The 25,025-nt window shown below is 57.9% G+C and carries 19 protein-coding genes; 12 read left to right on the forward strand and 7 right to left on the reverse strand.

Annotated elements, in window-relative coordinates; genetic code table 11:
- Window positions 1-981 precede the first annotated feature (981 nt).
- Entirely contained in the window at window positions 982-3,570 is a 2,589-nt protein-coding gene (gene clpB / locus CJ255_RS14300; protein WP_097644780.1) for an ATP-dependent chaperone ClpB, read from the reverse strand.
- 265 nt (window positions 3,571-3,835) lie between these two features.
- Here clpB and CJ255_RS14305 point away from each other — a divergent pair, with 265 nt between their 5' ends.
- From CJ255_RS14305 to CJ255_RS14320, 4 genes are all read left to right on the forward strand, one after another.
- On the forward strand, window positions 3,836-4,162 hold the full coding sequence (locus CJ255_RS14305; RefSeq protein ID WP_165774720.1) for a type II toxin-antitoxin system ParD family antitoxin: 327 nt from the start codon (window positions 3,836-3,838) through the stop codon (window positions 4,160-4,162).
- Window positions 4,162-4,605 carry a type II toxin-antitoxin system VapC family toxin gene (locus CJ255_RS14310; RefSeq protein WP_097644782.1) on the forward strand — a complete coding sequence of 148 codons (444 nt, stop codon included), beginning with the start codon at window positions 4,162-4,164 and terminating at the stop codon, window positions 4,603-4,605. The genes CJ255_RS14305 and CJ255_RS14310 overlap by 1 nt, the downstream gene beginning before the upstream one ends.
- A 79-nt stretch (window positions 4,606-4,684) precedes the next feature.
- The gene (rdgB, locus tag CJ255_RS14315) at window positions 4,685-5,269 is read left to right on the forward strand and encodes an RdgB/HAM1 family non-canonical purine NTP pyrophosphatase (protein ID WP_097644783.1); all 585 of its coding nucleotides are present in this window, start codon (window positions 4,685-4,687) and stop codon (window positions 5,267-5,269) included.
- A gap of 27 nt (window positions 5,270-5,296) precedes the next feature.
- Entirely contained in the window at window positions 5,297-5,737 is a 441-nt protein-coding gene (locus tag CJ255_RS14320; RefSeq protein ID WP_097644784.1) for a Fur family transcriptional regulator, read from the forward strand.
- A 234-nt stretch (window positions 5,738-5,971) separates the two neighbouring features.
- Here CJ255_RS14320 and CJ255_RS14325 read toward each other — a convergent pair whose 3' ends face one another.
- The 5 genes from CJ255_RS14325 to CJ255_RS14345 form a co-directional block, all read right to left on the reverse strand.
- Complete coding sequence (locus CJ255_RS14325) at window positions 5,972-7,006, reverse strand: magnesium chelatase ATPase subunit I (protein WP_097644785.1); 1,035 nt, start codon at window positions 7,004-7,006, stop codon at window positions 5,972-5,974.
- 152 nt (window positions 7,007-7,158) lie between these two features.
- A complete protein-coding gene (locus tag CJ255_RS14330) occupies window positions 7,159-7,443 on the reverse strand; it encodes a DUF503 domain-containing protein (RefSeq protein WP_097644786.1) in 285 nt (94 codons plus the stop codon).
- Window positions 7,444-7,604: 161 nt separating this feature from the next.
- Window positions 7,605-8,267, reverse strand: a complete 663-nt coding sequence (locus CJ255_RS14335) for an LON peptidase substrate-binding domain-containing protein (protein ID WP_097644787.1) — start codon at window positions 8,265-8,267, stop codon at window positions 7,605-7,607.
- 138 nt (window positions 8,268-8,405) lie between these two features.
- Window positions 8,406-9,602 carry a bifunctional glutamate N-acetyltransferase/amino-acid acetyltransferase ArgJ gene (gene argJ, locus CJ255_RS14340; RefSeq protein ID WP_097644788.1) on the reverse strand — a complete coding sequence of 399 codons (1,197 nt, stop codon included), beginning with the start codon at window positions 9,600-9,602 and terminating at the stop codon, window positions 8,406-8,408.
- A gap of 54 nt (window positions 9,603-9,656) precedes the next feature.
- On the reverse strand, window positions 9,657-10,862 hold the full coding sequence (locus tag CJ255_RS14345) for a class I SAM-dependent rRNA methyltransferase (protein ID WP_097644789.1): 1,206 nt from the start codon (window positions 10,860-10,862) through the stop codon (window positions 9,657-9,659).
- A 188-nt stretch (window positions 10,863-11,050) separates the two neighbouring features.
- Between CJ255_RS14345 and CJ255_RS14350 the strand changes: the two genes are divergently transcribed.
- From CJ255_RS14350 to CJ255_RS14360, 3 genes are all read left to right on the forward strand, one after another.
- Window positions 11,051-13,897, forward strand: a complete 2,847-nt coding sequence (locus CJ255_RS14350; protein ID WP_245863443.1) for a response regulator — start codon at window positions 11,051-11,053, stop codon at window positions 13,895-13,897.
- Window positions 13,898-14,022: 125 nt separating this feature from the next.
- On the forward strand, window positions 14,023-14,358 hold the full coding sequence (locus CJ255_RS14355; RefSeq protein ID WP_097644790.1) for an STAS domain-containing protein: 336 nt from the start codon (window positions 14,023-14,025) through the stop codon (window positions 14,356-14,358).
- A gap of 6 nt (window positions 14,359-14,364) precedes the next feature.
- Entirely contained in the window at window positions 14,365-14,775 is a 411-nt protein-coding gene (locus CJ255_RS14360) for an ATP-binding protein (RefSeq protein ID WP_097644791.1), read from the forward strand.
- Window positions 14,776-14,949: 174 nt separating this feature from the next.
- Here the strand turns inward: CJ255_RS14360 and CJ255_RS14365 are convergent, their stop codons facing one another.
- On the reverse strand, window positions 14,950-16,818 hold the full coding sequence (locus CJ255_RS14365) for a protein kinase domain-containing protein (RefSeq protein ID WP_097644792.1): 1,869 nt from the start codon (window positions 16,816-16,818) through the stop codon (window positions 14,950-14,952).
- A 902-nt stretch (window positions 16,819-17,720) separates the two neighbouring features.
- On the opposite strand from CJ255_RS14365, the gene CJ255_RS14370 reads away from it, so the two are divergent.
- From CJ255_RS14370 to acs, 5 genes are all read left to right on the forward strand, one after another.
- Window positions 17,721-18,059, forward strand: a complete 339-nt coding sequence (locus tag CJ255_RS14370; protein ID WP_097644793.1) for an STAS domain-containing protein — start codon at window positions 17,721-17,723, stop codon at window positions 18,057-18,059.
- Between the two features lie 21 nt (window positions 18,060-18,080).
- Window positions 18,081-19,604, forward strand: coding sequence for a PP2C family protein-serine/threonine phosphatase (locus CJ255_RS14375; protein ID WP_097644794.1), 1,524 nt, complete (start codon window positions 18,081-18,083; stop codon window positions 19,602-19,604).
- Window positions 19,605-19,641: 37 nt separating this feature from the next.
- Window positions 19,642-20,079 carry a response regulator gene (locus CJ255_RS14380; protein ID WP_097644795.1) on the forward strand — a complete coding sequence of 146 codons (438 nt, stop codon included), beginning with the start codon at window positions 19,642-19,644 and terminating at the stop codon, window positions 20,077-20,079.
- Window positions 20,080-20,274: 195 nt separating this feature from the next.
- A complete protein-coding gene (locus CJ255_RS24465) occupies window positions 20,275-22,812 on the forward strand; it encodes a glycosyltransferase family 39 protein (RefSeq protein ID WP_245863444.1) in 2,538 nt (845 codons plus the stop codon).
- Window positions 22,813-22,996: 184 nt separating this feature from the next.
- Window positions 22,997-24,895, forward strand: coding sequence for an acetate--CoA ligase (acs, locus tag CJ255_RS14390; RefSeq protein WP_097644796.1), 1,899 nt, complete (start codon window positions 22,997-22,999; stop codon window positions 24,893-24,895).
- Window positions 24,896-25,025: the final 130 nt, after the last annotated feature.

Genomic DNA, 25,025 nt, shown 5'->3' on the forward strand with positions numbered 1-25,025 from the left:
ACGTGGGAGCGGCGGTGCCCTGCCCTTCGACAAGCTCAGGGGCCGCTTGCCGAAGGGGGTAGGGGGTGAGGGCCATCCATCGCATCCCAATGCCATATCGGAGGCTGCGGAAGCCCAGGTTCTGTCCGCCCTTGAGCATCTTGATGTGGAGGTATGGTTCCTTTGGGGGGCCGCTGCTACGCCCCTACGTTGTATTGCGATGGGCGATGTGTTCGCCACAAAATCCCGTCGTATCGCGTTGCGATGGGCGATGTGTTTGCCACACATTCATGGAGAACGCATGGCATCACGTCGTAAGGCAATGTAGGGGCGTAGCAGCGGCCCTCCCCAGGGAACACCGCGCAGGAGGGAGTGTACGGGCCGCTGCTACGCCCTTTCCGGGGAAGATCGTCAACCCATCGCATGCGTGGTGGGGGCAATGGGGTGGGTTGTTGCTACAACATGCATGGGCTCCCAATGGCTCCGTCCCATTGCCACGGGAGGGCGCGATGCCGATGGGAGGGCGTAGCAGCGGCCTTACATTCTCGGTGTGGGCATGGTTCCCAAGGGGGCCGCTGCTACGCCCCTACAGGATTCTTGGGGTGCGCGGGATGGCCCTCACACCCTACCCCCTTCGACAAGCTCAGGGGCCGCTTGCCGAAGGGGGTAGGGGGGTGAGGGCCAACCGGCGCATCCCCATCAGGAAGCCGCAGGTACCCGCACAAAAATTCTTTCCGCCCTTAAACACTTGTGGGTTTCAGGTATACAGTTTTTTGGAAGTGTTGGATGCGGTGTCAAGGATGTACTCATGGAACGCGGACAAACGACCTGCGAGGTGGGCGCCGTGCAGCCGCCATGTGTAGACCCAGAGACCCAACGGCGCAGACCTGGCAGGTCTGAAACCAATGACCCTTGAACATGCCGCATGATCAAGAACGCGAAAGCCCATTGGGACGCCATGTTCGGCAATCGGCAATCGGCAATCTACAATCGTACATGGTATTAGGCTTTCTCAAAGCTGAAACCCTTTGGCCCTACGTCTACCATGATGGTGTCGCCCTCGCCAAAGATGCCCTGGAGTAACTCGAGTGCTAAGGGGTTCTGGAGGCGTTGCTGGATCGCACGCTTGAGGGGCCGCGCTCCGTAGACTGGGTCGTAGCCCTCTTCGGCGAGACGTGCCCGCGCAGCGTCGCTCAATTCGAGGTTCAGTTTGCGTTCGGCTAGGAGGTGGCGTAAGCGCCCAAGCTGAATCTCCACAATCTGGCCAATCTGCGAGCGGCTGAGGGGGCCGAAGACGATCACTTCGTCAATGCGGTTGAGAAACTCTGGGCGCAGTTCGCTACGCAGTTCGTCTAGCACCGCTCCGCGAACTTCCTCTTCCTGCACGCCATCCTGCGTCATCTCTTGGATCATGGCCGAGCCGATGTTGCTGGTCATGATGACGACGGTATTTTTGAAGTTGACTACCCGCCCATGGCCGTCGGTCAAACGTCCGTCGTCGAGGACTTGCAGCAGGACGTTGAAGACATCGCTGTGGGCCTTTTCGATCTCGTCGAAGAGCAGCACGGCATAGGGCCGCCGCCGCACCGCTTCGGTGAGTTGGCCGCCCTCGTCGTATCCGACATAGCCGGGGGGGGCACCAATCAGCCGGGCGACGGTGTGCTTCTCCATGTATTCGGACATGTCGAGGCGGATCATGGCCTGCTCGTCGTCGAAAAGGAACTCGGCCAGCGCACGGGCCAGTTCGGTCTTGCCGACGCCCGTGGGCCCCAGGAAGAGGAAGGAACCCAAGGGACGCTGGGGGTCTTGTAGGCCGGCACGGGCACGCCGTACCGCATTGGCCACCGCAGCCACCGCCTCAGCTTGGCCAACCACGCGCTGGTGCAGGCGCTGCTCCATCTTGATCAGCTTCTCCACCTCCGCTTCGAGCAACTTGCTCACTGGCACCCCCGTCCAACGGGCGATCATCTCGGCAATATCCTGCTCGCGCACCTCCTGGCGCAAGAGACTGGAACCCTCCTCGGCAATCTTGGCTTCGGCCTCGTGCAGCTTGCGCTCAAGGCCCGCCAAGGTGCCATACTGCAACTCAGCAGCCTTGTTGTAGTCATACTGGCGTTGGGCCTGATCAATCGCCACGCGGGTCTGCTCAATCTGCTCCTTGATGCTTTGAACCGCCTCGATCTGGCCACGCTCATTCTGCAAGCGGCTCTCGACCGCATTGCGCTGTTCGCGCAAATTGGCCAACTCCTGCTCCAACTTCTCAAGACGCTCCTTGCTGGAGCGGTCGGTCTCGCGCTTGAGCGCCTCGCGCTCAATTTCGAGCTGCATCATGCGCCGCTTGAGATCGTCAAGCTCCTGCGGATCGGAGGTGATCTCCATGCGTAAACGGGCTGCCGCCTCATCAATCAGGTCAATCGCCTTATCGGGCAAGAAGCGGTCGGAGATATAGCGGTCGGAGAGAACCGCAGCCGCCACGAGGGCCGCATCGGTAATCCGCACGCCGTGGTGGGTCTCGTAGCGCTCTCTGAGTCCGCGTAGGATGCTGATGGTGTCCTCAACCGTGGGTTGTTCCACAAGCACGGGCTGGAAGCGCCGTTCGAGGGCGGCGTCCTTTTCGATATGTTTGCGATACTCATCAAGGGTAGTTGCGCCCACCATGTGGAGTTCGCCACGGGCGAGCATGGGCTTGAGCATATTCCCGGCGTCCATTGCGCCTTCAGCCGCGCCTGCCCCAACCATGGTGTGCAGTTCGTCCATGAAGAGGATAATATCCTCGCGCTCTTGGATCTCCTTCAGCACCGCCTTGAGGCGCTCTTCAAACTCACCGCGATACTTTGCACCCGCAATGAGCGCGCCCATATCGAGAGCGACCACCTTGCGATCCTTGAGCGACTCGGGCACATCGCCGCGCACAATCCGTTGGGCCAACCCCTCCACAATGGCGGTCTTGCCCACCCCGGGCTCGCCAATCAGCACAGGGTTGTTCTTGGTGCGCCGCGAGAGAATTTGGATGACGCGGCGGATCTCCTCATCACGGCCTATCACCGGATCGAGCTTGTTACGCTGGGCCTGCTCGGTCAAATTGCGCCCATACTGCTCCAAGGCGGCATAGGTACCTTCCGGGTTGGGCGAGGTGACCCGTTGGGCCCCACGGACTTCGCGCAGCGCAGTGAGCAATGCGGCACGATTGAGTCCAGCCTGCTTCAAGAGGCGTTCAGCCCCACCCCCGGCATGGTCAAGCAACGCCAAGAGCAGATGCTCCGTCGAGACATACTCATCACCAAAGCTTGCCAATTCATCATAGGCACGCGTGATCACATTGCGCATGCGTGAACTATACTGGGGCTGAACATTACTGCCACTGATGCGCGGCAATTTTTGAATCTCTGCATTGGCCTGTTGTTTCAGGGCACCAACAGCCAGCCCCAGCTTCACCAACACCTGGGGCACCACCCCTTCACCCTGATCAAGTAGTGCAAAGAGCAGATGCTCCGGCTGAACCTCACTATTGCCGGTACGTTCTGCCGCCCCCTGGGCGGCAATCAATGCTTCGTAGGATTTTTCGGTTAAGCGATTTGTATTGAATGACATGATGATTCTCCTTAATATGGGAGGGAACCAAGTTCCCAAAATTCTCTTTTGCGTTCGTGTTGGCGGCGAAGCCGCCAACACGAACGCAAAAGAATTCTTCAAGAGATACACAGCCTGCTCCCATCAATCGTAGCATGTTGTGATCGGCATGGCACTAACGATGCGTTAGAATATGGTTAGATTTGATTTTGTGAGACAAACATCGCATGGGTGTAGTGACAGAGTGCTACAATGTAGGAGCAGCAAGCCAGAAAGGAGCCAAACTATGAGCAACCTAAGCATTACACTTACACCCTATCTGCAACAATGGGTAGAAGCTCGTGTGGCCAGCGGGCGCTACACGAATGTCAGCGAAGTCATACGCGAGGCGGTACGCCTGCTTGAGCAGCATGAACAGGAGCGCGAAGCCCGCTTGCGCGATCTCCGAGTAGAAGAAACCATCAGAGAACTTCATATCGCACGAGAAAAGCGCCAAACGCCCCCGCCAAGCACAGCCGAGTCGCTTTTAGCTTTTGCTGGCTCTTGGGTTGGAGATGACCTAGAAGAGTGTCTTGCCTCAGTCTACGCAACACGCACACCATTGGAGGGCTAGTGTATCTGCTTGACACCAACCATATTAGCCTGATTATTCACGGTCAACAGAGCGTGATCGCATATTTACAAAAACTTGGAGCAACGAAAGTAACAACCTGTACTATCGTGCGTGGTGAACTTCTCTATATGGCATTCAAGTCGGAACGCCAGAGAGAGAACATGCAGCATGTTGAGCAGATGCTTGCTGGGATTGAAGTGTTTGCGATTGACGAAGCCACTGCCGACTGGTACGGTACCATCAAAGCCCGTCTGATTGATCGCTTTGGGCCAAAGGAACGTGCCAAGCGGCGGAATACTACCTTGGCCCAGATTGGCATCACCGACAATGATCTCTGGATCGCGGCATGCGCCAAACGTCACGGCGCTACCCTTGTTTCGGCAGACCGCGACTTCCAACGCATCCAAGCGGTGATCGATCTGCGTGTGGTGTCTTGGCTCTAGCCATTCAAGCTACAAGATGCCATTAGATGCCGACTGTGAAGCTGAATAGTTCTTTCTGAAACCTTACTCTTAGGGCCTTATGCACGAACTGCTGATTGCTACCCACAACCCTGGCAAGCTGCGCGAGTTTGCGGCGATCTTTGCTGGGCTTGAGTTGACGCTGCGGACGCTGGACGATCTTGGGATTACGGATGACATTGAAGAGCATGGCAGTAGCTTTGCGGCCAATGCCACGCTCAAGGCCGAAGGCTACATGGCGCTTAGTGGCCTCCCCACACTTGCCGACGATAGCGGCCTCGAAGTCGCAGCCCTCGGCGGCGCTCCGGGGGTCTACTCAGCGCGCTATGGTGGGGTCACTGGCCCGGCGCAACTCCAATATCTCCTCGATCAGATGCAGGCGATTCCTTGGCATGCGCGGCTAGCACGTTTTGTCTGTGTGATCGCTTTGGCCCGGCCAGGCCATGCCACTCAATTGGTCGAAGGCACACTACCCGGTGTCATCGAGTTTGAACCCAAAGGCAGTGGCGGTTTTGGCTACGATCCCCTCTTCTACCTGCTCGATGAGCATGCCACCCTGGCTGAAATTTCTGCCGAACGTAAGAACCAGATCAGCCACCGCGCCGCCGCCGCACGGGCCGCACGGGCCGTGCTGGCGCAGTGGTAGCCGCAGCAACGATGTTGAGGTGACAACATGCCAACCTTGTATCAGCTTCCCGCAACGTGGAGCAGCCAAGTTCAAGCGGCCATGCGTGCCGAAGGGCAGCGCATCACCGCCCCGCGCCTAGCGATCATCGCATGGATCGCAGACCAAGAGCGTCCATTCAGCGCAGAGGCGCTCACCCTTGCCCTGGCCAAGCACCCGGCTGGGGTTGGGCGAGCAACGGCCTACCGGGCGGTCGAATGGCTACGCGAACACCGCTGGCTGGCGCGCATCCAGACTGATCGGGGCGACTACACCTATGCCCGTACCCTGCCTGGGCACCACCACCATGCCATCTGTACCCGCTGTGGCACTACGCTCATGCTTGAAGGCTGTGGCGCGATTGAACGCCTCACCCAACTCTTGGCCCGCGAAGGCTTCGAGGTTCAAGGCCACCTTTTGGAGCTCTTTGGGCGTTGTCGTCGCTGCTAGGCTGGCATGAGTGTAGATTGTAGATTGTAGATTGTAGATTGCCGAACATGGCGTTCCAATGGGCTTTCGCGTTCTTCATCATGCGGCATGTTCAGGTGAGGCACGTCCTCGCAATCTACAATCTGAAATCTAAAATCTGCAATCTGCAGTAGCTTTACAATTTTGCACGATATGGGTGAGGCACGTCCTCGCAATCTACAATCTGAAATCTAAAATCTGCAATCTGAAATGGTACTACTCAAGTTCCTCAAGCTGGCCGATGGTGTTGCGTCGTCGCCGTGGTTTGGGCGGCGGGCTGATGATCTGGTCGAGGGCTGTGGTGATGGCGGTCTGTTCGGCGGCGATGCGTTGGGAATGTTGGGCGATGTGGGGGCTGTGGCGCTGGCGCAGGGCGAGGGGCGCGACGCGGCGCAGGTCTTCGCTGTTGACACTGTTACGAAAGTCGGCGGCGGCGCGGGCGCGCGCCCCTTCGAGCAGTGCGATCTCGGCGCGGTGCGAGGGGATGTTGAGCGTCTGCACGAGCTTGAGGGCTTGCTCTTCGATTGCTGGTGGCACGCTGACATGGGGCAGAATGGCGCGCGCCGATGCCAACTCCTCCGCAAGGGCGCTCGTCTGGTTGGCATAGGCCACGCGGAAGGCCCCCGGGTCGCTACGGAAGGCTTGGCTACGCCGGTAGACCTCAAGGCGCTGGCGCGGATCATCGAGGGGCGCTACCCAGACGCGCAGCCCAAAGCGATCCATGATCTGCGGGCGCAACTCGCCCTCTTCCGGGTTCATTGAGCCAACGAGGATGAAGCGGCTGGCAAAGAGGCGCGTCATGGGGCCGCGCCGCACAAAGGTGCGCCCTTGCGCGGCAGCATCGAGAATTGCATCAACCACCGCTGCATCGAGTAGATTGACTTCATCAACATAGAGCAGATTGCCATCGGCCAGCGCCAAGACGCCCGGCTCGAGTTGGATGCGCCCCTGTTCTAGGGCAATCCGTTCATTTACGCCCCCCACCACATCTTCAAGGCGGGCATTGAGGGGCAGTTCCACGAGGCGCATGCGCTCGTGCTGCGACTGGCCGCCTTCCTCGCTAGGCGTCCGCTCAACCACCGGCATGAGATCGAGCAACGCCCGTACTGCGGTCGTCTTACCAACACCATAGGGGCCACTCAGTAGCATCCCGCCGACATTGGGATTAATCAGCCCCAACAGCAACGCCATCTTCAATTCAGTTTGGCCCACGAGGGCCAACAGAGGATAGGGCTGGTGGAGATCGTTCATGGGATAGCCGAAAATCCGATAGCCGAAAATCCGATAGCCGAAAATCCGATAGGCCGATAGCCGAAAAGAAACGTCAAAATTTCATTGGCAGGCCATGTCCGGCTGCCTACTACCTCCTACCTACTGCCTACTACCTACTACTTGTTATGCTCTCAAAGCATCTCAATCTCATAGGCGCCAATGGGACATTCGGGGCGGGTGCGGTCAATGAAGCGGACGACCGCCTCGAGTTGGCCATGGGCGTAGCTCTGGGCAGTGGAAACGCAGGCAATAGCGAGTACAGCGCTCTGCCAGAGGTCTTGATCGTCCACTTCGGCAATCGAGACATTGAACTCATTGCGGACACGGGCAATGATAGACTTCACATACTGGCGCTTCTCTTTGAGCGAATGGGCCGCAGGGATGCTGAGGTGGAGGGTGCAGAGACCAATGATCATAGGGATGGTTCTCTGTGAACTGGCGTTGGAGTGCCGGCTTCAGCCGGCTAAAGCCGGCACTCCAACGCGTGCCCACGAGCTTTTTAGACAGCTTCTAAGAAGCTTGGCGCGTTGGTATTGGTGGATTCCCGCCACCAATACCAACGCAGCAAGCTTCCACTTCAATTAAGACTATTCATACCAGAGAGCCCCTCGTCGGGGCGGCGCTGGCTGGAAGGCATCAGGGCCAGTTCGGCACGTAGATCGTTGGCAATTTCGCGGATGCGCGTGAGCAGGTCGCCTTCGAGCCAGCGCTGCTTGCGGTCGAGGGTGACTTGGAGGCGGTCGGCGAGGTGATAGGCGAGTTGATTGGGATCATCGGGGAGATCTTCGGGTTGGAGCGTAGCCCCGGTCGCAGCCGAGACCGCCTGCCAGTAGCGTTCGTAGATCGAGCGTAGCTCGCTGGCGGCTGCGCTGGAATCTTTGCCGTCCTCTTCGGGCAGTGGGGTAACCGAAGCGACGAGGTAGGGGCTCTCTTGGAGCAGCGTTTGGATGCGAAAGCGTTCTTGGCCAATGGCGGTAATGAGGAAGCGGCCATCATCAAGGCGCAGGTGGGCATTAATTACCGCCATGGTGCCAACCAGGTAAGGTTCCGCCGAGCGGGCTGCGCTACGGCCCTCAAGCACCTCATCACCCTGGCGAATCAACACAATTCCGAAGGGTATCTGCTCCTCCAGGCAGCGTCCGATCATCATGCGATAGCGTTCTTCAAAGATATGCAGATTGATGGTCGCCCCAGGAAACAGAATTGTCCCCAAGGGAAAGAGTGGGATTTGGCGGGTCATAACATCCTCAATGGTGTGTGTAGTCCTTAGGAAAGGTGGCTGTCATCTATCGAGGATGCGAGAGGCGAAGAGGCGAGGGCTTCGCGTCCTCGCATCCTCGCGTCCTCGCAAACGATAACCTAGCCTACAAGCCTTCCCTTAATCTTCAAACCAAGTACAGCTAAGGACGTGCACCTCAACCGGGCCAAGGTTTAGATCAACAGTAATCTCGATCTCCGGCCCCGATACAGCTTGGAGGGCACCGGTCATATCGAAGGGTGTTCCGGCGCCTTCATGGAGTACGCGCACGCTACCAAGGCGAATATCGATCAATTCGGGACGCAGTTCAACCGAACTGGAGCCAACTGCAGCCATAACTGCGCCCCATTCGGGCATGCCTCGGCGCAGTGCGGAGCGGAGCGAGCGGGACTGGGCGATTTTATCGGCAATCGCGAGGGCGGTGGGTTCATCGGCGGCCCCGCGCACATAGATATGGATGATCTTCCCACTGCCAGCGGCATCACGCACGATCTGTTGGGCGAGATCGGCACAGAGGACATCAAGGGCACTCTGGAAGGCGGTAAACTCACGCGAGGTTGGATCATTGATGGGCCGGGCATCGGCGGCCCCATTGGCGAGCATAATCACGGCATCATTGGGGCTGGCCTCGCCGTCCACATTCATCCGATTGAAGCTATAGGACACGCTATGCTGAAGGGCGCGCTGAAGCAGGCGTTGTTCAACTGCGGCATCGGTGGTAATCACGCAGAGCATGGTAGCGAGGCGCGGATGGATCATGCGCGTACCTTTGGCCATGCCTGCGAGGGTACAGCGTTGGCCCTCACGCAATTGAAGGCGCAGTACCCGTTCTTTGGGGCGGCTATCGGTAGTAAGCATCGCCACTGCGGCGCGGCGGCCACCGCCGCTATCCAACTCACTCACGGCACGCTTAATCCCCTCGCGCATCTTCTGCATCGGCAGTGGGACGCCGATCAAGCCCGTAGACATGACGAGTACGCCATCGCGGGGAATCTCAAGCTCATCGGTGACCAGCTTGGCACACTCAACCGCATCGGTCAAGCCGGGCTGGCCGGTACCAGCATTGGCTTGGCCCGAATTGATCAAGATTGCGCGCATGGCATCGCGGTTCCGCGACAGAATGGCCTGGCTCAGAAAGACGGGGGCAGCCTTCGTGAGGCTTGTGGTAAACATAGCCGCGACATTAGCGGGATGAAGTGAATAGACGAGCGCCACATCGCGCGCCTTGCTCCCATCTTTGAGGCCGCACGAAATGCCTGTCGCACGGTAGCCGGTGGGGCTCGCGATATGTCCGTCATCGAAGATGGTATGGCTCATAATGTGTGCCGGGTATTCTCCCCCTGATTGGGGGTGGGGCTTGAGCCCCTAGAGCTACGCAACGCGACAAATAAATCCCTTGAGGTACTCACCTTCGGGGAACGTAAGGCGAACCGGGTGATCGGGGGCATGGCCAAGCCGTTCGATGATCTGCACCTCACGGCGGGCGTCAACCGCAGCCCCAAAGACAATCTTCTGGAACAAGTCGGCTGAGAGCAACCCGGAACAACTGAAGGTAGCCAAGCTTCCACCGGGGGCAAGCAGTTGCAACGCAAGCAGATTGATGTCTTTGTAGGCCCGGGCGGCCCGTTCGCTCTGAGTTTGGTTATGCACAAACTTGGGTGGGTCAAGAATAATGAGGTCGAAACGCCGATGTTCGGCCCGGTAGCGCCGCAGCACCTGAAAGACATTGCCTACCTCATATTCGATCAGGGGCGGGGCTGCGATCAGGGCCAGGTTGGCCCGCGCCAAAGCCAACGCCGCAGGCGCGCTATCAATCAGGGTCAAGCTCGCGGCCCGGTTGAGCGCAGCATAGAGGCTAAAGCCGCCACTGTAGCAAAAGCAGTCGAGTACACGCGCTCCGCGACTATAGGCAGCCACGCGGGCACGATTCACGGCCTGATCAAGGTAGTGGCCCGTCTTCTGCCCGCCACAGAGATCAACGAGGAGCGGGGGCGGTTCAACGCATGTACCGGGCAATTGGATTGGGCGCAGGCGCAACTGTGCGGGCGGGGTTGCGCCCCAGAGGAGACCCTCGTGGGCGGGCAGACCCTCCTTGGCGCGCACCTCGGCATCGCTACGCTCATAGATCCCATCAGGCTCTTCCAGTTCAACCAAAGCTCCGATGATCTCATGGGCACGAGCCGCCATCGCTTGGGTCAATAATTGTACCACCAAGAACGAGCCATAACGATCTACAATAAGCCCAGGTAAGCCGTCAGATTCGCTGAAAGCTAAACGACAGGCGCTGGTCGCATGGGTAATCAAGGGCGCACGGGCTTGGATCGCTTGGGCGAGGCGGCGACGCAGCCACGCGCTATCCAGCGCTTCATCGTGTTGCCAGGTGGCGACGCGCACCCGTAACTGTGATGTGCTACTGTAGAAGCCCCGCGCCAGCCACGCGCCCGCAGCATCCAACACCTCAACCACCGCGCCAGCACCCGGCTGATCGCGGGTAGCACCAATTGCCCCTGAGAAGACCCAGGGGTGGTACTGTTGCAGAGGCCGTTCGCGCCCAGGCTTGAGAGTAACGCTCGCCATACATTTCCAAACTACTGCTTATGGTGGGACAGTGTAGCAGAGCGATGTAGTTGGGTCAAGGTAGTGACCTTGCACCGCCATGCCATAAGTTTGCCCTAACCTTCGTTCATTATAGCAAAGGGTTGTCGCATAGCGGAGATGCAAGACGGCAATGTAGCGCCAGATTACGATATTAAGGAATGCAACCCATGAGTACAGAAGAACGCCAAATGCAAACGTTGGCTCATTTGGCCGCCTTGCATCAGAGTTATGTCATCCAACTGGACGAGCAGATCGAACAAATTAGCGAACGCTGGTCGCGCCTACGGGCGGGCATTTGGCATCAGGCGGAGGTGGAGCAATTGCGACGTCAGGCCCACAATTTAGCGGGTTCAGGTTCAACGTTTGGGCTGCCGGGCGTTAGTGAAGCGGCGCGTTCGCTTGATGATGCGCTCCATCGCCTGCTCAATGGTGAGCGCTTGAGCTCCTCGCAACTAGCGGAACTTGATGCGGAGGTTATCCGCTTGGAAGATGCCGCAGTTAATGGCCCCTTGAACGAACAGAGCGCATTTAGTCCGGCTAGTCTCTTCAGTGCAGCGGCGCAAACGAGTACTATGTGCATCTACATTGGCAGTGCTGATCCAGAGTATAGCGCGATGTTAGCCAACCAGATCGCCTACTTCGAGTACAAGACACGCTCCTTTACCAGTGGCCAGGCGCTGCTCGCGGCTGCGTATACAACACGCCCCGATCTTGCCATCCTTGAGTTTGAGCTTGATGAGGGTCAACAGGCTGGGATTGAGCTTGCCCAGCAACTCAATCAGCTTGAGGCTGGCCCTTTGCCCATCATCTTCATTGCCGCCCCGCCCGATTTTAATTCACGCCTTGCGGCAGTGCGGGCGGGCGGGCGAGCCTATTTTACGCGGCCCGTTGATGTGAGTACCCTGATTGACCAGATTGATCAGCTTACCCAGCGCATCACGCCCGAACCCTACACGGTGCTGATTGTGGACGATTCGCCGCTGATGGCCGAGGCCTACGCGCTGGCGCTGCGCGTCGCTGGCATGCGCGTTATCACCACCAACGATCCATTGCAAGCCCCAGTACTACTGGCCGACCTGCAACCCGATCTATTGCTGCTCGACATGTACATGCCTGATTGCAGTGGTCAAGAGTTGGCCGCCGTCTTTCGTCAGCAGCCCGAATACCACAGCATGCCGATTGTCTTTCTATCGGGCGAAAGCGACCGCACCGCTCAGTTGGCGGCACTGACCCACGGGGGTGATGACTTCCTAACCAAACCGATCGATCTGAAGCATCTGGTGATTGCGATCAGCAGCCGCATCCAGCGGGCGCGCACCATGCGCCGTCTGATGGTACGCGATGGGCTCACCGGCCTCTTCAACCATAGTGTGACCCAAGACCTGCTGCTGCGCGAAACCGCCCGTTCGCGACGCACCGATCAGCCGCTTTCGATTGCTCTGATTGATCTCGACAACTTCAAGCGCGTCAATGACCAGTACGGCCACATTGTGGGTGATCGTATTCTGAAGAGCTTGGCACGCATGTTGCGACAGCGTTTGCGAACGACCGACCTGATTGGGCGTTATGGTGGTGAAGAGTTCATTGTGGTCATGCCCGAAACCTCAGCGGCCAGTGCCATGTTAGTGATTGACAGCATCCGTGAACGTTTTGCGCGGATTGAGCATCAGAGCAGTACAGGGCCACTGCGCGTCACCTTCTCGGCAGGTGTGGCCGAAATGGGGGCAGACAGTGATCCCAGTATGCTGGTTGCTTTAGCCGATCTTGCGCTCTACCAAGCGAAGCGTCATGGACGCAACCAAGTTGCGAACAGTGATGCTGCAATGCACGACCAGGGTTTACGCCAGAGCCCACTTGCGGCCAAGCTCGTTGTTGAAGCGCCTGCGCCGCTGGTCTTGGTGGTTGATGATGATCCCAACATCCGCGAACTGATCCAACTCTGGCTGAGTGCTTCGGGCTACCGCATCGAGACAGCAGCGAGCGGCAGTGAGGCACTGAGTCGGATTGCCCAGGGTGGCATTGATGTGGCCATCATTGATCTATCGATGCCCGAAGTGAGTGGGCTCGATGTGCTGATCCAGTTGCGGCGGCAGAGCCCTGATCCTGCGGTGATTATGACCACCGCCTTTGGCTCAGAGCAGATTGCGATCAATGCGATGCGCCACGGGGCCAACGACTACCTGCGCAAACCGTTGGAGTATAGCGAGCTCCGCACCACCCTCGAGCGCACCCTGGCCAATCAGCGCTTACGCCACGAGAACGCGATACTACAACGACGGCTCGACAAGAAACGGCGCGAACTTGAGGCTGAACTGAAGCATGCCGCACAGATCCAGGCCGAGCTCCTGCCGCAGCGAGCGCCGGCCCTAGCGGGCTACAGTCTCGCGGCGCGCTGCATCCCGGCGCGCGAAGTGGGGGGCGATTTCTACGATTGGCATCATCCGGCCCCCGATCTGCTCAACCTCACCTTTGGCGATGTGATGGGCAAAGGCATGTCGGCGGCGCTGCTCATGACCACAACGCGAGCGGTGATCCGTTCGGTCGCACGCAACACCCCACCTGAAATCAATATGCGCTACGCGGTCAAAGCGCTGCACGACGATCTCGAACAGGCCAGTAGCTTTGTCACCCTCTGCCATGTGCAACTCGATCTCACCAACAACCGCATCACCTATGTAGATGCAGGCCATGGTTTAAGCTTTATTCGGCGTCATGGCGGGGCGTGTGTACGCCTCGATCCACGGGGCATGCCCCTTGGCGTACTGCCTGATCCGGGCTATGCGCAGGGCGAAGACTACTTGGAGCCTGGTGATGCGTTGATTCTCTTCAGCGACGGACTACTCGATCCATGGCCCGCCCTTGCCGACGACCCCTTCCAGATCAACGATCTGCTCAACGACGGTATGGCGGCAGAGGCGATCATCGAGCGGCTCTTGGCGCTGCCCACGCTGATTGGCCCCTTGACCGACGATTTAACTATGGTGGTCTTGGTGCGTCAACTCGCGTCCAGCTAAAGGCATCGAAGAAACTGTCTGAAGAGCTAGTGGGCACGCGCTGGAGTGCCGGCTTTAGCCGGCTAAAGCCGGTACTCCAGCACCAGTTCATAGATTTTTCAGACAGACTCAAAGGAGGAAGCTCAATGGAGATCACCATCACCCCTCATGAACCCACAACTGCCATTGTGTACCTCCAGGGGCGTCTCAACCTTTTAGTTGCTGGCGAATTAAGGCAGCGCCTACTACAAGAGGTTGCGGAAGGACGTTCTATCCTCGTCATTGACATGAGTTCGGTCTCTTTTATTGATAGTTCAGGGCTAGGGGCGCTGATCGGCAGCCTCAAGATCGCACGTTTAGCGGGCGGCGATTTGCGTCTAGCCGCGATCAACGATCAAGCCGAAACATTGCTGCGCCTGACTACGCTCAACAAACTCTTACGGCCCTATGCAGACGTTGCGGCAGCATTGGATTTGGGGTAGCGCCATATGCACAAAGCTATCGAAAAGCAGTTCGTACTCAGCACCGATCCCAACATCTGCATTGAGCAACTCCATCTCATCCTCGAAGAATTTTGGTGTGTTGCGCCGGTAGACTGTGAGCAGCAGTTGCTCTTTAGCACCGCCTTATGCGAGGTGATGACCAATATTTTACGCTATGCAGTCGAGCCAAGTGGTGGCGAAATTGTCTTGCGCCTACGGCTCACCTCGTGCTTGCTCGAGGCACGCATTGCCGATTGGGGTCGCCCATGGGTTGATCCGCCGTCGCACTACCGCCTACCCGACGCCATGCAGGAGCATGGGCGTGGGCTAGCAATTGCGGCCAAGGCGCTCGATCAATTAAGCTATCGGCGTTTAGGTAATTTGATCAATTGTTGGCGTTTGCGTTTACATGTGTAGGCGGCACGCCTTGGGGCTGGCATACGGTGGGTCGGTGGCTTCGACAAGCTCAGCCACCGACCCACCGCGTCGCTTGGCTTCGACAAGCTCAGCCACCGACCCACCGCGTCGCTGGCTGAGCCTGTCGAAGCCAAGCGGCGCGGCCCAGGATTTCTTCGCGCTAACAGAGTTTTTCTACCCCAAGATCAGAGCAAGCACAAAGAGCAGCGCCAAGATAACCACAATGACCGCAAGGATCACCCGTTCGCTATTGAGCAGTGACCAGTCGCCGATCCATTCTTTATCAAAGCCAACGATATAGAGGCGATGGGGTTTCTCATCAAGGAGTACATCCATTTCGGTAATGGGCACACCTTCGATGTTGAGTTCAGCAGCGACGATGCGGGTATCTTTGCCAGCCTCTTGGATGACGGTACGTAGCAACTCGGCGACGGGTGCGACACTATGCCAGCGGCCTTCGTAGGGATCGATGGTACCGGAGAAGACTGGCTGGCGCCGCTTTTTGAGCGCGAGGGCGGGCAGATCATCAATATCGTCGCTATTTTCAAAGATCTTGGCCCGGCGCGACCAACGAAAGACCTGTTCTTCTGCAATGCCACCTGTGCCCTTACACTGGGGGCATTGCTGCTTTGAGGAGCCAACGCATGTAGGGCAGATACTGGGGACTGATTCTTTCCCGGTGGTGCGATCAGGATTAGAGACCTTGCGCTCCTGTTCAAGCAGACCACTGCCTTTACAATCTTTACAGCGAACATATTTCGCGCCCATACATTCGGGGCAGTTATTGACCTGAATCGAATTGGGCAGCACCTCGGTACGTTCCTCCAGCGACTCAAACGCAAGCTCAACCGGCAACGTCACCTCCCAGAGATCAGGGGGGCGCGGGTTATCATCGCGGTCGGTGGGGGCTTGGGGGCGGACACGGGTTTCAGGGGGCAAGCGTTGTTCATAGAGGGTACGCAGTTCGTAGAAGTAGACGTTGTAGCTCACGATCTGTTCGGGGATGATCAATTGGCCGAGGGCGCGGCGGCGAAAGTAGCCTTTCTGGCTCCAGCGGTTCAAGAGGCGGCGAATGACATCGCGGCGGTGCAATTCATCGGCGCGGGCGCGGCTCCCCCCAACAAAGTCGCGGAAACGATCATCGAGCGTTGCACCAATGGCGGTTTCAAAGGGATTATCCAGCCACTCAGCGGTCGCCTCCCAGCGTGACTCCTCCATATCGGCAGTCGCGTGGTCAATCTGGTCGCGCAGAGCCTGGCGCAGGGCGGCAACGGCGGCCCCGGCGCTGGTGAAGCGCATTGTGGGCTGGGGCGCAAGCATGCGAGCCACCACACGATCGGCAGGGGCCAGGCCGGGATCGCGGCGGGCCAAGCTAGGCAGATCGCTACCCGGTGTAGGTGGCACCTCACCGGAGAGCATATGGTAAACGACCGCGCCAAGGCTGTAGATATCGAGCGCGGTTCCTGCCTCGCCTTGGGCCAACTTCTGCTCTGGAGCCGAATAGGGCGTGAGATAATCGGCCTCATCAATACTACTGAGATCAGGCGTATCGGGGCTTGCTGCCAAGCTCAAATTGGCGAGGTAGGTCACCCCCTCGGCACCAACAAGGATATTGGCCGGTTGCACATCGCGGTGAAAGACCGCTTGGCTATGCAGATAGTCGAGGGCCGCAGCAACCTGGGTGGTAATGCGGATGGCGAGCATCGCCGGCAGGGGGCCATCAGCCAACAGGGTACTCAGCAGTTGGGCATCGAGTTGTGGAGTGACAAGATAATCACCGAGCTTCTCATCGTGGCCTGCGTCAATGACCGGCACCAGATTGGGATGGCTCACATGGGCCGACAAGCGCGCCGCCAACTGAAAGCGGCTGACCGAAATCCAATCGTGGCGTCGCAAGAGATGCATCTGCACAGGCCGATCAAGGGTCAGATGGGTGGCCCGATAGACCGTTGCCAACTCTTCTTGGTGCAACTGCTCTGTCAGCCGGTAGTTGCGTAATTCAAGTGGAGGGCTAGGGATAGATTGTTGATCTTGTGCCTGCATGCTACGCTACTATTCTCTTAGGTGAGGCTTCGCCTCACCTACACATGACGTTAGGGCGGCAGCCCTAAAACCCGCTGTTGGGGCTACGCCCCAGACCCCATTTTTTGTTCCATTTTGGCGGCGAAGCCGCCAAAATGGAACAAAAAAGAGTTTTTTTTGGGGGCTTGGCCCCCATAGTATACCACTGTCGTGAGACACATGCCGAACGGGCTTGTGGGCGGCAGCCCACAAGCAAGCAAGTGAAGATAGCACAACCAAAAATTATGGTTTTTCTCTGGACAACAGCACAGAGTGGGATTATACTGCAAAGTGAAGCCAAGCGTTATGTAGCCATCCTAATTACCACAGGCACACCTGCAAGACGCCCGTCGGGCAGGGTGCTTCACCCGCATGGCCAGGGATGCAACCTGGAATGCTTGATCCTCTTGATGAATGGTGTCATCACGGCAATGCCCCCCATTGTCGTCTCAAACACTGATTCAGGTGGCACCACCCCACACATTCCCCTTTTTTCCCCATTGGGCGAGGTAACCAAGGCTTCAAGGTCTAAGGGGCCGCCTGCATAGCGCAGGCGGCCCCTTTCTGCGAGCATTTCCCAAATGACAATTATTCATCTTGAGCGCAACGCGACTCACCAAATTGTCATCTTTTGCCTTTATGATAAGGGGCGTTGGCACATTGCAACTTGGTTACAACCTCATGGTATAACAGGGCTAGACTAAACTCCGTAATACAGTTGTTGCAAGATCGCTTCTGTTCCCCTGTTCCCCTGTTCCCCTGTTCTTCTGTTCTTCTGTTCTCCCGTTCCCCTGTTCCCCTGTTCCCCTGTTCCCCTGTTCTTCTGTCCTTCTGTTCTTCTGTTCTCCCGTTCCCCTGTTCTTCTTCTAGGAAGGTATGCGCATATGGAGATGACCACGCGCTTGCACGGCGATGTCAACATTCTCGAACTGATCGGGCGCTTTGATACCAATACGGTGCCTCCGGTGGCAGCATGGCTTGATCAGGTTACGTCAACACCTGGGGCGCGTGTACTCGTAAACCTTACGCATACCACGTTTGTTGATTCTACAGCATTAGCTACCTTAGTGCAGGCCATGAAGCGCTGTCAGCAGTACAAAGGCACACTGTTGCTCTGCGGCATGCGCCGTCCGGTCTATATGATCTTTGAACTGACACGTTTAGATAAAGCCTTCTCAATCTATCCCGATGAAGAACAAGCAATGCAGGCGTTTACCAACTAGAGGCCGCGTGACGAGATCTTCATGCTAGTAGCACTGCTAAGTTCACAGTATGCGCGCTTCAAGGCTCTTGCAGATGCGTGGATAGCAATGGGGGCTACCGCCTTCGGGGTGAGTCAGGAGGATTATCTGTTGGCCTATTGGCCAGCAGGCCATCTGCTTGCGCGGCCAAGCCTGCGAGCGCCGATTATGCTTGAGGATGAGGAGTTGGGTGAGTTGCGGGTAGCTGGCCTGCATGGCTTAATGTATGAACAGCGGCTGCGTGCCGATGCTACTATGCTCGCCTATACGCTGCAGCTTGAACGTGAATTGCAACAGATGACCGCTGATCTCGTGACGAGTCAGGATCAGCAGGTGGCACTCTATCGTCTGACGCAGACGATGCGTGATCATTTGACGGTCGAGGAGACGTTGCGCGCCGTCGTGAGCGAGGCCATGCGTATGATTAAGGCCCAACATGGCTATGCGATGTATGTGCCGGTTGATGCACAGACGGCGCTCTTGGTACAGCTTCCTGGGCCGAGCTTACAGCCTGAGTTGCTCTGGCAACTCTTCTGGCAAGCCCAGGCGAATGAACAAGATCAGCATGTTGTTGATGTTGCACTTGAGACTACCGGTGACCCTACCACCTGTCAGATCCTACATCTACCCATTAAGGTTCGTGGCGCATATCTTGCAGGCATGGGGCTTGCTTCTACTACAAGCGAGTTTAGTGCGCCCGATAAGAAGTTACTGCGCGCTATCGCTGACCAAGCGAGTGTCCAGATCGAACGTACCCTGCTCTACAAAGAGATGTTTGACCAAGCGAAACTGCGTACCGAGATGGATCTGGCTCGGCGGGTGCAACTTGATCTGCTACCACGCAACCTGCCCCACATCGCGGGCCTCGATATCTATGCTGCCTCACGGCCAGCCTACGAGGTTGGCGGCGATTTTTACGACTTCATCATTCAAGAGGGGCGGCCCTTTATGTTCGTTACTGGCGACGTGACTGGCAAGGGGCTCTCGGCGGCGCTGCTCATGACCATGACCCGCTCGGCGATTCATAGTAAGGCGCGTTTTATGCCCTACCCTACGCCCGAATCGGTGATGCGCCAATCGAATGAAGATCTGTATAGTGACTTTACGCGCGTGGGGGTCTTTGCAACGGCCTTTATTGGTCAATACGACACCAAAGATCATACGCTCACCTATGCCAATGCTGGCCACTCGCCGGTGATTTACCAACCCTACGATGCCGAACCGATCTTGTTACGTGCTGATGGTACCGCCATTGGGGTTCTCGCGATCAACTATAGTCGCAATCAGCGACTGCGCTTGCGCCCCGGCGATCTCCTGGTAGTTGCAACCGACGGCTTCTCCGATATGCGGGGGGCCGATGATGAGAGCTTTGGGATTGAACGCCTGTTGACGTTAGTTACAGCCCTGCGTACACGATCAGCAGAAGGCATTGCCGCCGGGATGTTCGAGGCGCTCGATCAGTTTGGCCAAGGACGATCACAGGATGATGATCAAACTCTGATTGTGATGAAACGGCAGATTTCGTAAGCGTTTTACGAATCTTGCTATAGGAAGCAGGTTGCTTATGCCTACCGTTCTTGTTGTTGACGACTATGCCCCCAACAATCGTTTGTTGGAGTTTGTGCTTGAACAGAGTGGCTTTGCGGTCATGATGGCTTCCGATGGCATGCATGCGCTCAATACACTCCGTAGTGTGCCAATTGATCTGATCGTGACCGACCTCCGCATGCCGCGCCTCAACGGGCTCGACTTGGTGCAACAGTTGCGCGCCGATGGTCAACTCTGTACCCTGCCCATTGTGATGATTACGGCAAGTGGCCGCGCTTCCGATGAGGCGCAAGCGGCTGGCTTGGGGGTGGATGCCTTCCTGACCCGCCCGGTCGACTCGGATGAACTGGTGGATGTGGTGAGCCAAATCATTGCCCGCGAAGCGAGTAATGAGGGTCTGAGCCTGCGTGAACGACGGCGTCAAGGGGGATCGGTAAGCAGTAGAGGGGTGTGATACCATGTACGATTGTAGATTGTAGATTGTAGATTGTAGATTGCCGAACATGACGTTTCAATGGGCGTTAGCGTTCTTGATAATGCGGCATGTTCAAGGGCAATTGCTATTATTCACCACAAGGGTAATTGATATGTATTTGGTTCAACGACCTTCCGCGACCTTCCGCTTTTCTGAAACCTTCCCGAAAGCGCTATGCCCCTGCTCCGTACTCACTGGCCGCTCCTGCTCGCGTTGGGGTTAGGTCTCATCCTGCGCCTTTTGCTCTGGGGCAACCTGCCGCGTACCGGGCTTATCTCGGATGAAGCCGAATATCTCGCCGCTGCCGATTGGCTCGCCCACGGACGCGGTTTCGCGTGGCATACCCAGTACCTCTGGACCCGTGCCCCCCTCTACCCTCTTTTGCTCGGTGGCCACATTGCGCTCTTTGGGCGTAACCTTGAGCCCATCTTCTTCACCCAGAATCTCCTCAGTCTGCTCAATGTTCTCCTGACCTACCTCTTAGCCCGTCAACTTACCAACGGCTTGCCGCGTCTCGCTGCCGCCCCCGCTCTCGCCGCGCTCTTCGTTGCGCTCTACCTGCCCTTAGCCAGCTATACCCAACTGCTCCTCAGCGAAACGCTCTTTGTGAGCCTGCTCTTAGGGGCTTTTGTGCTGCTCGGCGCAGGAGGGCAGCGTAGCATGATGGTTGCTGCGGCTGGCGTTTTGCTTGGCTTGGCTACACTGACCCGGGGGCTGACCTTGGGGTTTATCCCGCTCGTTGGGTTGGTACTCCTTTGGTACGCTTACCGAGCGCGGCCATTGTGTCTCTGTCGTAAAACCCCTATACGTCCCCTGATTGTCTTCATCATGGCCTGTGTCCTCACCATCGCCCCATGGTCGCTCTATGCCACGCGGGCCTACGGCGGGCCAATGGTTGTAGACACCACTGGGGCTTTCAATCTAGCCTTGGGGGCGCGGACGGCCTTCGATGGCGGGCGCAGCGACGAACCCACGCGCAATCTGGTTTTGGCCTTGCTGCTGCCGCACCTGAGCCTCGATCAGCGCCACGCTCTGCTTGCCGCACGCTACCACGCCGATGGGAGTGAGCGTCAAGCCGCTACATGCCTCTACGCCCGCGAGGATGCTGCACTGCTCGCCGCACTCGAACGCGCCCCAGCCTTGAGCCAAGCGGAGCGCCAAGCGATCTTGAGCGCCGAGGGCTGGTGTCTGCTCTGGGCCAAACCGGGTGCTTTTATCACTAAAAGCCTCAACGAACTGGTTGATCTCTTCAAGATCAACTACACCGGCGCAGAACGCCTCAGCCACGGTTTTAGTTTGGGCTGGCTGCCACCATGGTACAGTTGGGCACTCTTTATCCTCGACGATACGCTCTATGTCTTGAGTCTCCCCTTGGCCCTGTTGGGCTGGGCGCTCATGCGCCAAGGGGTTTATGGGCAGGCAGAAAACGGAAGCATTGCCGCAAAAGAGCGCAAAGGCACGCAACAACGCAGAGCTACACAGAGCATACCAGCGCCTCTCGCCTCTCGCCTCTCGCCTCTCGCCTCTCGCCTCTCGCCTCTCGCCTCTCGCCTCTCGCCTCTCGCCTCTCGCCTCTCGCCTCCCGCCTATCTGCTTGCCCTCATCGGCCTCTGGCTGCTCTACAATCTGGGGGTGGCCCCCTTGCTCTTTGCGATCAACCGCTTTCGCATCCCACTCATGCCCTTTGTCTTCATCTTGGCGGCCTGCGCTCTGGTTGCCCTACCGCTATGGCGCGACGTTTTGCGTAGGCGCTACGGGCAACTCTGTGCTGGTTTGGGCGTGCTCCTCTTGCTGGTAGCCACAGCGCCCTATGCCTACCTTGAGCCGCGTGCTGAAGGTCAAGCGGCCACATGGTCATCATACCTTGGCCCCTACCCATCGAGCCTAGCCAATACCCAACTGGCCCTACGCACCCGCAGCGGCTACGAGGCTGAACAAGCCCTTGCGACAGCCCTGGGTGCGGGCGATGCTGTTGCTACGCGCCAGGCTCTAGCTAATCCCGCCCTGCCAAGCTATGCTGCCGCTATGGGCTGGCCGCTGCTCGACGCACTTGAAGGCCGTCCCGCCGCTGGCCTTGAGCGCCTCGCTACTGCGCCCGAGCGCCCACTGCATGCCTGGCAGACCGCCGTGATCGTGGGGGAACTCTTGCGCCAACAGGGCGAACTTGCCGCCGCCCGGCGTGAATTCGGCCCCACCTTAGTAGACAACGTAAATCCGGTAGACTGGACATGGCGCTGGTTCTTTCCTCCGCCGCTGCCCAACCAACGCATCGATCTCGCCGACGACAACGATCTTGGCTATATCCACGGCTTCTACTTGGGGCGCTACGATCCCGATCTTGGCGCAACCACCCGTTGGGCCACCGGCCATGCTGCACTACGCTTCCCCGCCGCAGGCAACGGCCAACCGCGCCAACTCTGTCTCGCCCTCAGTGGCCTGGGCTGGCCGCACGACCTCGCCCTGCCCCAGGTACGCATCGCCCTCGACGGCGAAGCCATCGGCCAGCTTGAACTGACCCGCAACCTTGCAGAACACTGTCTCCCGCTACCCGCCCGTCCAGCCGGAGCAACCCTCGTGGTTGAATTCAGCAGCCCCACCTTCATTGCCGACGCCCTCGACCTGATTGCACTCCAAGGGCCGCAAGTGGGCCAATTGCGCCAGTTGGCCTTTCAGCTTGCGTGGGCCGAGGTTAGGAACGAAGCTACCCAATAACACCCCCCAAATCTTGCGTCCTTGCCTGCTATGTGCTATCTTTTGGCGTATACAGGTTTTGTAAGGGATGCTTTACAACAGGACTGCCCTCGTGCGGCTGATGTGGTCATCCGTTGCGCTATTTCCCTGTTTTTTGTCCATTTGTTCTCCTATATGTTAGTTCCTCAGAGAGGAGGCCATCGCAATGGGCTATGCGGAGCTACACCGCCGTTCGATTGAAGACCCTGAAGGTTTTTGGGGTGAACTTGCTGAAGAGTTGCATTGGTATAAGCCGTGGGATAAGGTCCTTGATGCGAGTAATGCACCCTTCTATCGCTGGTTTGTTGGCGGTGAAACCAATCTTTGCTATAACGCAGTTGATCGCCATGCCCTTGGCCCGCGCCGTGGCCAGGCTGCGCTGATTTGGGAGAGCCCTGAGGTTGGTCAGTCGCGCACATTGACCTACTTTGAACTCTACCGCGAAGTCAATAAGCTCGCGGGGGTCTTCCATAACTTAGGGGTACGCAAGGGCGACCGGGTGATTATCTATATGCCGATGGTGCCCGAGGCGATCTTTTCGATGCTCGCCTGCGCCCGGATTGGCGCGATCCACTCGGTGGTCTTTGGGGGCTTTTCGATTAGCTCGCTCGCGTCGCGTATTGATGATGCCGAGCCGGTGCTGATTGTGACCGCTGATGCCGGTATGCGTAAAGGCTTGCCGGTTGCGCTCAAGGATATTGTTGACCGCTCGATTGAGGCGGCTGACACCGATAGTGTGCGCGATGTGCTTGTACTCAACCGTGGCCTCGTGCCCTTTGAGATGAAGAAGGGCCGCGATCTCGATTGGGCCGAGCAGCTTGAAAAGCGCGGGGTGCAGTATATCGAACCTACGCCGGTGAAGTCCACCGATCCGCTCTATATTCTTTACACCTCCGGCACTACTGGCAAACCCAAGGGGGTTGTGCGTGACACCGGCGGCTATATGGTGGCACTGCACGCCTCGATGAGCCAGATCTACAACTGTGGCGATGGCGATGTCTACTGGTCCACCTCCGACATTGGGTGGGTTGTCGGGCATAGCTATATCGTCTATGGCCCACTGCTCAAAGGCGTGCCCACGATTGTCTACGAGGGTCGCCCCGACCATCCCGATCCCGGAGTCTGGTGGCGGGTGATCGAGAAGTATGGCGTTACTCATGTCTTCACTGCACCGACGGCGCTGCGGGCGCTGCGGAAGTTCCCCGACCAGTGGATGAAGAATGCCGATATTAGCTCGATGCGCATCATCTATGCCGCCGGTGAGCCGCTCGATGCCCCGACCTACGAGTGGGCCTCCGAGACGCTCAAGGTGCCGGTGATTGACCACTATTGGCAGACGGAGAGCGGTTGGAGTATGCTTACCAACCCGGTCGGCGTCGAGATGCTGCCGATCAAGCCTGGTTCGCCCACCAAGCCCGCCTTTGGCCACAACCTTGAGGTGGTTGATGCCGATGGTAACCCCATCCCACGGGGCGAGAAGGGCTTTATGATTGACCATGGCCCGCTGCCGCCCGGTATGCTCATGACCCTCTGGAACGATGATGATCGCTTCCTCAAGAGCTACTGGGAACACTTTAAGGGCAAGCAGGTCTATATGACTGGCGACTACGCCATCCAGGATGAAGATGGCTACTTCTGGATGCTTGGCCGTGCCGACGAAGTCCTCAATGTCTCTGGCCACCGCTTGGGTACCCGCGAGATCGAAGAGGCGGTCTCTGGGCACGCTGCGGTTGCTGAGGCCGCCGTGATCGGTGTGCGCCACGAACTCAAGGGCGAGGGTGTCCTGGTGCTGGCGGTACTCAAGCAGCACATTGCCCCTGCCGACCGCGACGGTGTCAGTCGTGGGATTACGCAGCTTGTACGTGAGCGCATCGGCCCGATTGCCACGCCCGATGCAATCCACTTTGTCAACATGCTGCCCAAGACGCGCTCCGGTAAGATCATGCGCCGCGTGATCCGTGCCGTGTATCAGGGTGATAATATTGGCGACTTGAGTACGATCGAGGACGATGCCACCGTTGATATGGTGCGCGAAGCGGTCGATCTGCTCAAGGGCGATTTGTAGGTTAGACGAGGGGATTTTGACGCAAAGGGATGGTTTCAGAAACAGCCTTTCAGCTTTACAGTTGGAGTGCCGACTTATGGTCTTCCAGAAATTAATCCGGTGTCGCGGCACGGACTAGACCTGATAGATA

The sequence above is a fragment of the Candidatus Viridilinea mediisalina genome, assembly GCF_002532535.1.
Lineage (GTDB): Bacteria > Chloroflexota > Chloroflexia > Chloroflexales > Chloroflexaceae > Viridilinea > Viridilinea mediisalina.

What these genes read in the sequence shown, in the direction of transcription:
- CJ255_RS14380 (WP_097644795.1), top strand. Translation starts at nt 19,642, where the DNA reads ATGCCTACCGTTCTTGTTGTTGACGACTATGCCCCCAACAATCGTTTG.
- CJ255_RS14350 (WP_245863443.1), top strand. Translation starts at nt 11,051, where the DNA reads ATGAGTACAGAAGAACGCCAAATGCAAACGTTGGCTCATTTGGCCGCC.
- CJ255_RS14355 (WP_097644790.1), top strand. Translation starts at nt 14,023, where the DNA reads ATGGAGATCACCATCACCCCTCATGAACCCACAACTGCCATTGTGTAC.
- CJ255_RS14375 (WP_097644794.1), top strand. Translation starts at nt 18,081, where the DNA reads ATGCTAGTAGCACTGCTAAGTTCACAGTATGCGCGCTTCAAGGCTCTT.
- clpB (WP_097644780.1), bottom strand. Translation starts at nt 3,570, where the DNA reads ATGTCATTCAATACAAATCGCTTAACCGAAAAATCCTACGAAGCATTG.
- CJ255_RS14370 (WP_097644793.1), top strand. Translation starts at nt 17,721, where the DNA reads ATGGAGATGACCACGCGCTTGCACGGCGATGTCAACATTCTCGAACTG.
- rdgB (WP_097644783.1), top strand. Translation starts at nt 4,685, where the DNA reads ATGCACGAACTGCTGATTGCTACCCACAACCCTGGCAAGCTGCGCGAG.
- CJ255_RS24465 (WP_245863444.1), top strand. Translation starts at nt 20,275, where the DNA reads ATGCCCCTGCTCCGTACTCACTGGCCGCTCCTGCTCGCGTTGGGGTTA.
- CJ255_RS14335 (WP_097644787.1), bottom strand. Translation starts at nt 8,267, where the DNA reads ATGACCCGCCAAATCCCACTCTTTCCCTTGGGGACAATTCTGTTTCCT.
- CJ255_RS14330 (WP_097644786.1), bottom strand. Translation starts at nt 7,443, where the DNA reads ATGATCATTGGTCTCTGCACCCTCCACCTCAGCATCCCTGCGGCCCAT.
- acs (WP_097644796.1), top strand. Translation starts at nt 22,997, where the DNA reads ATGGGCTATGCGGAGCTACACCGCCGTTCGATTGAAGACCCTGAAGGT.
- CJ255_RS14345 (WP_097644789.1), bottom strand. Translation starts at nt 10,862, where the DNA reads ATGGCGAGCGTTACTCTCAAGCCTGGGCGCGAACGGCCTCTGCAACAG.
- CJ255_RS14360 (WP_097644791.1), top strand. Translation starts at nt 14,365, where the DNA reads ATGCACAAAGCTATCGAAAAGCAGTTCGTACTCAGCACCGATCCCAAC.
- CJ255_RS14325 (WP_097644785.1), bottom strand. Translation starts at nt 7,006, where the DNA reads ATGAACGATCTCCACCAGCCCTATCCTCTGTTGGCCCTCGTGGGCCAA.
- CJ255_RS14365 (WP_097644792.1), bottom strand. Translation starts at nt 16,818, where the DNA reads ATGCAGGCACAAGATCAACAATCTATCCCTAGCCCTCCACTTGAATTA.
- argJ (WP_097644788.1), bottom strand. Translation starts at nt 9,602, where the DNA reads ATGAGCCATACCATCTTCGATGACGGACATATCGCGAGCCCCACCGGC.
- CJ255_RS14305 (WP_165774720.1), top strand. Translation starts at nt 3,836, where the DNA reads ATGAGCAACCTAAGCATTACACTTACACCCTATCTGCAACAATGGGTA.
- CJ255_RS14320 (WP_097644784.1), top strand. Translation starts at nt 5,297, where the DNA reads ATGCCAACCTTGTATCAGCTTCCCGCAACGTGGAGCAGCCAAGTTCAA.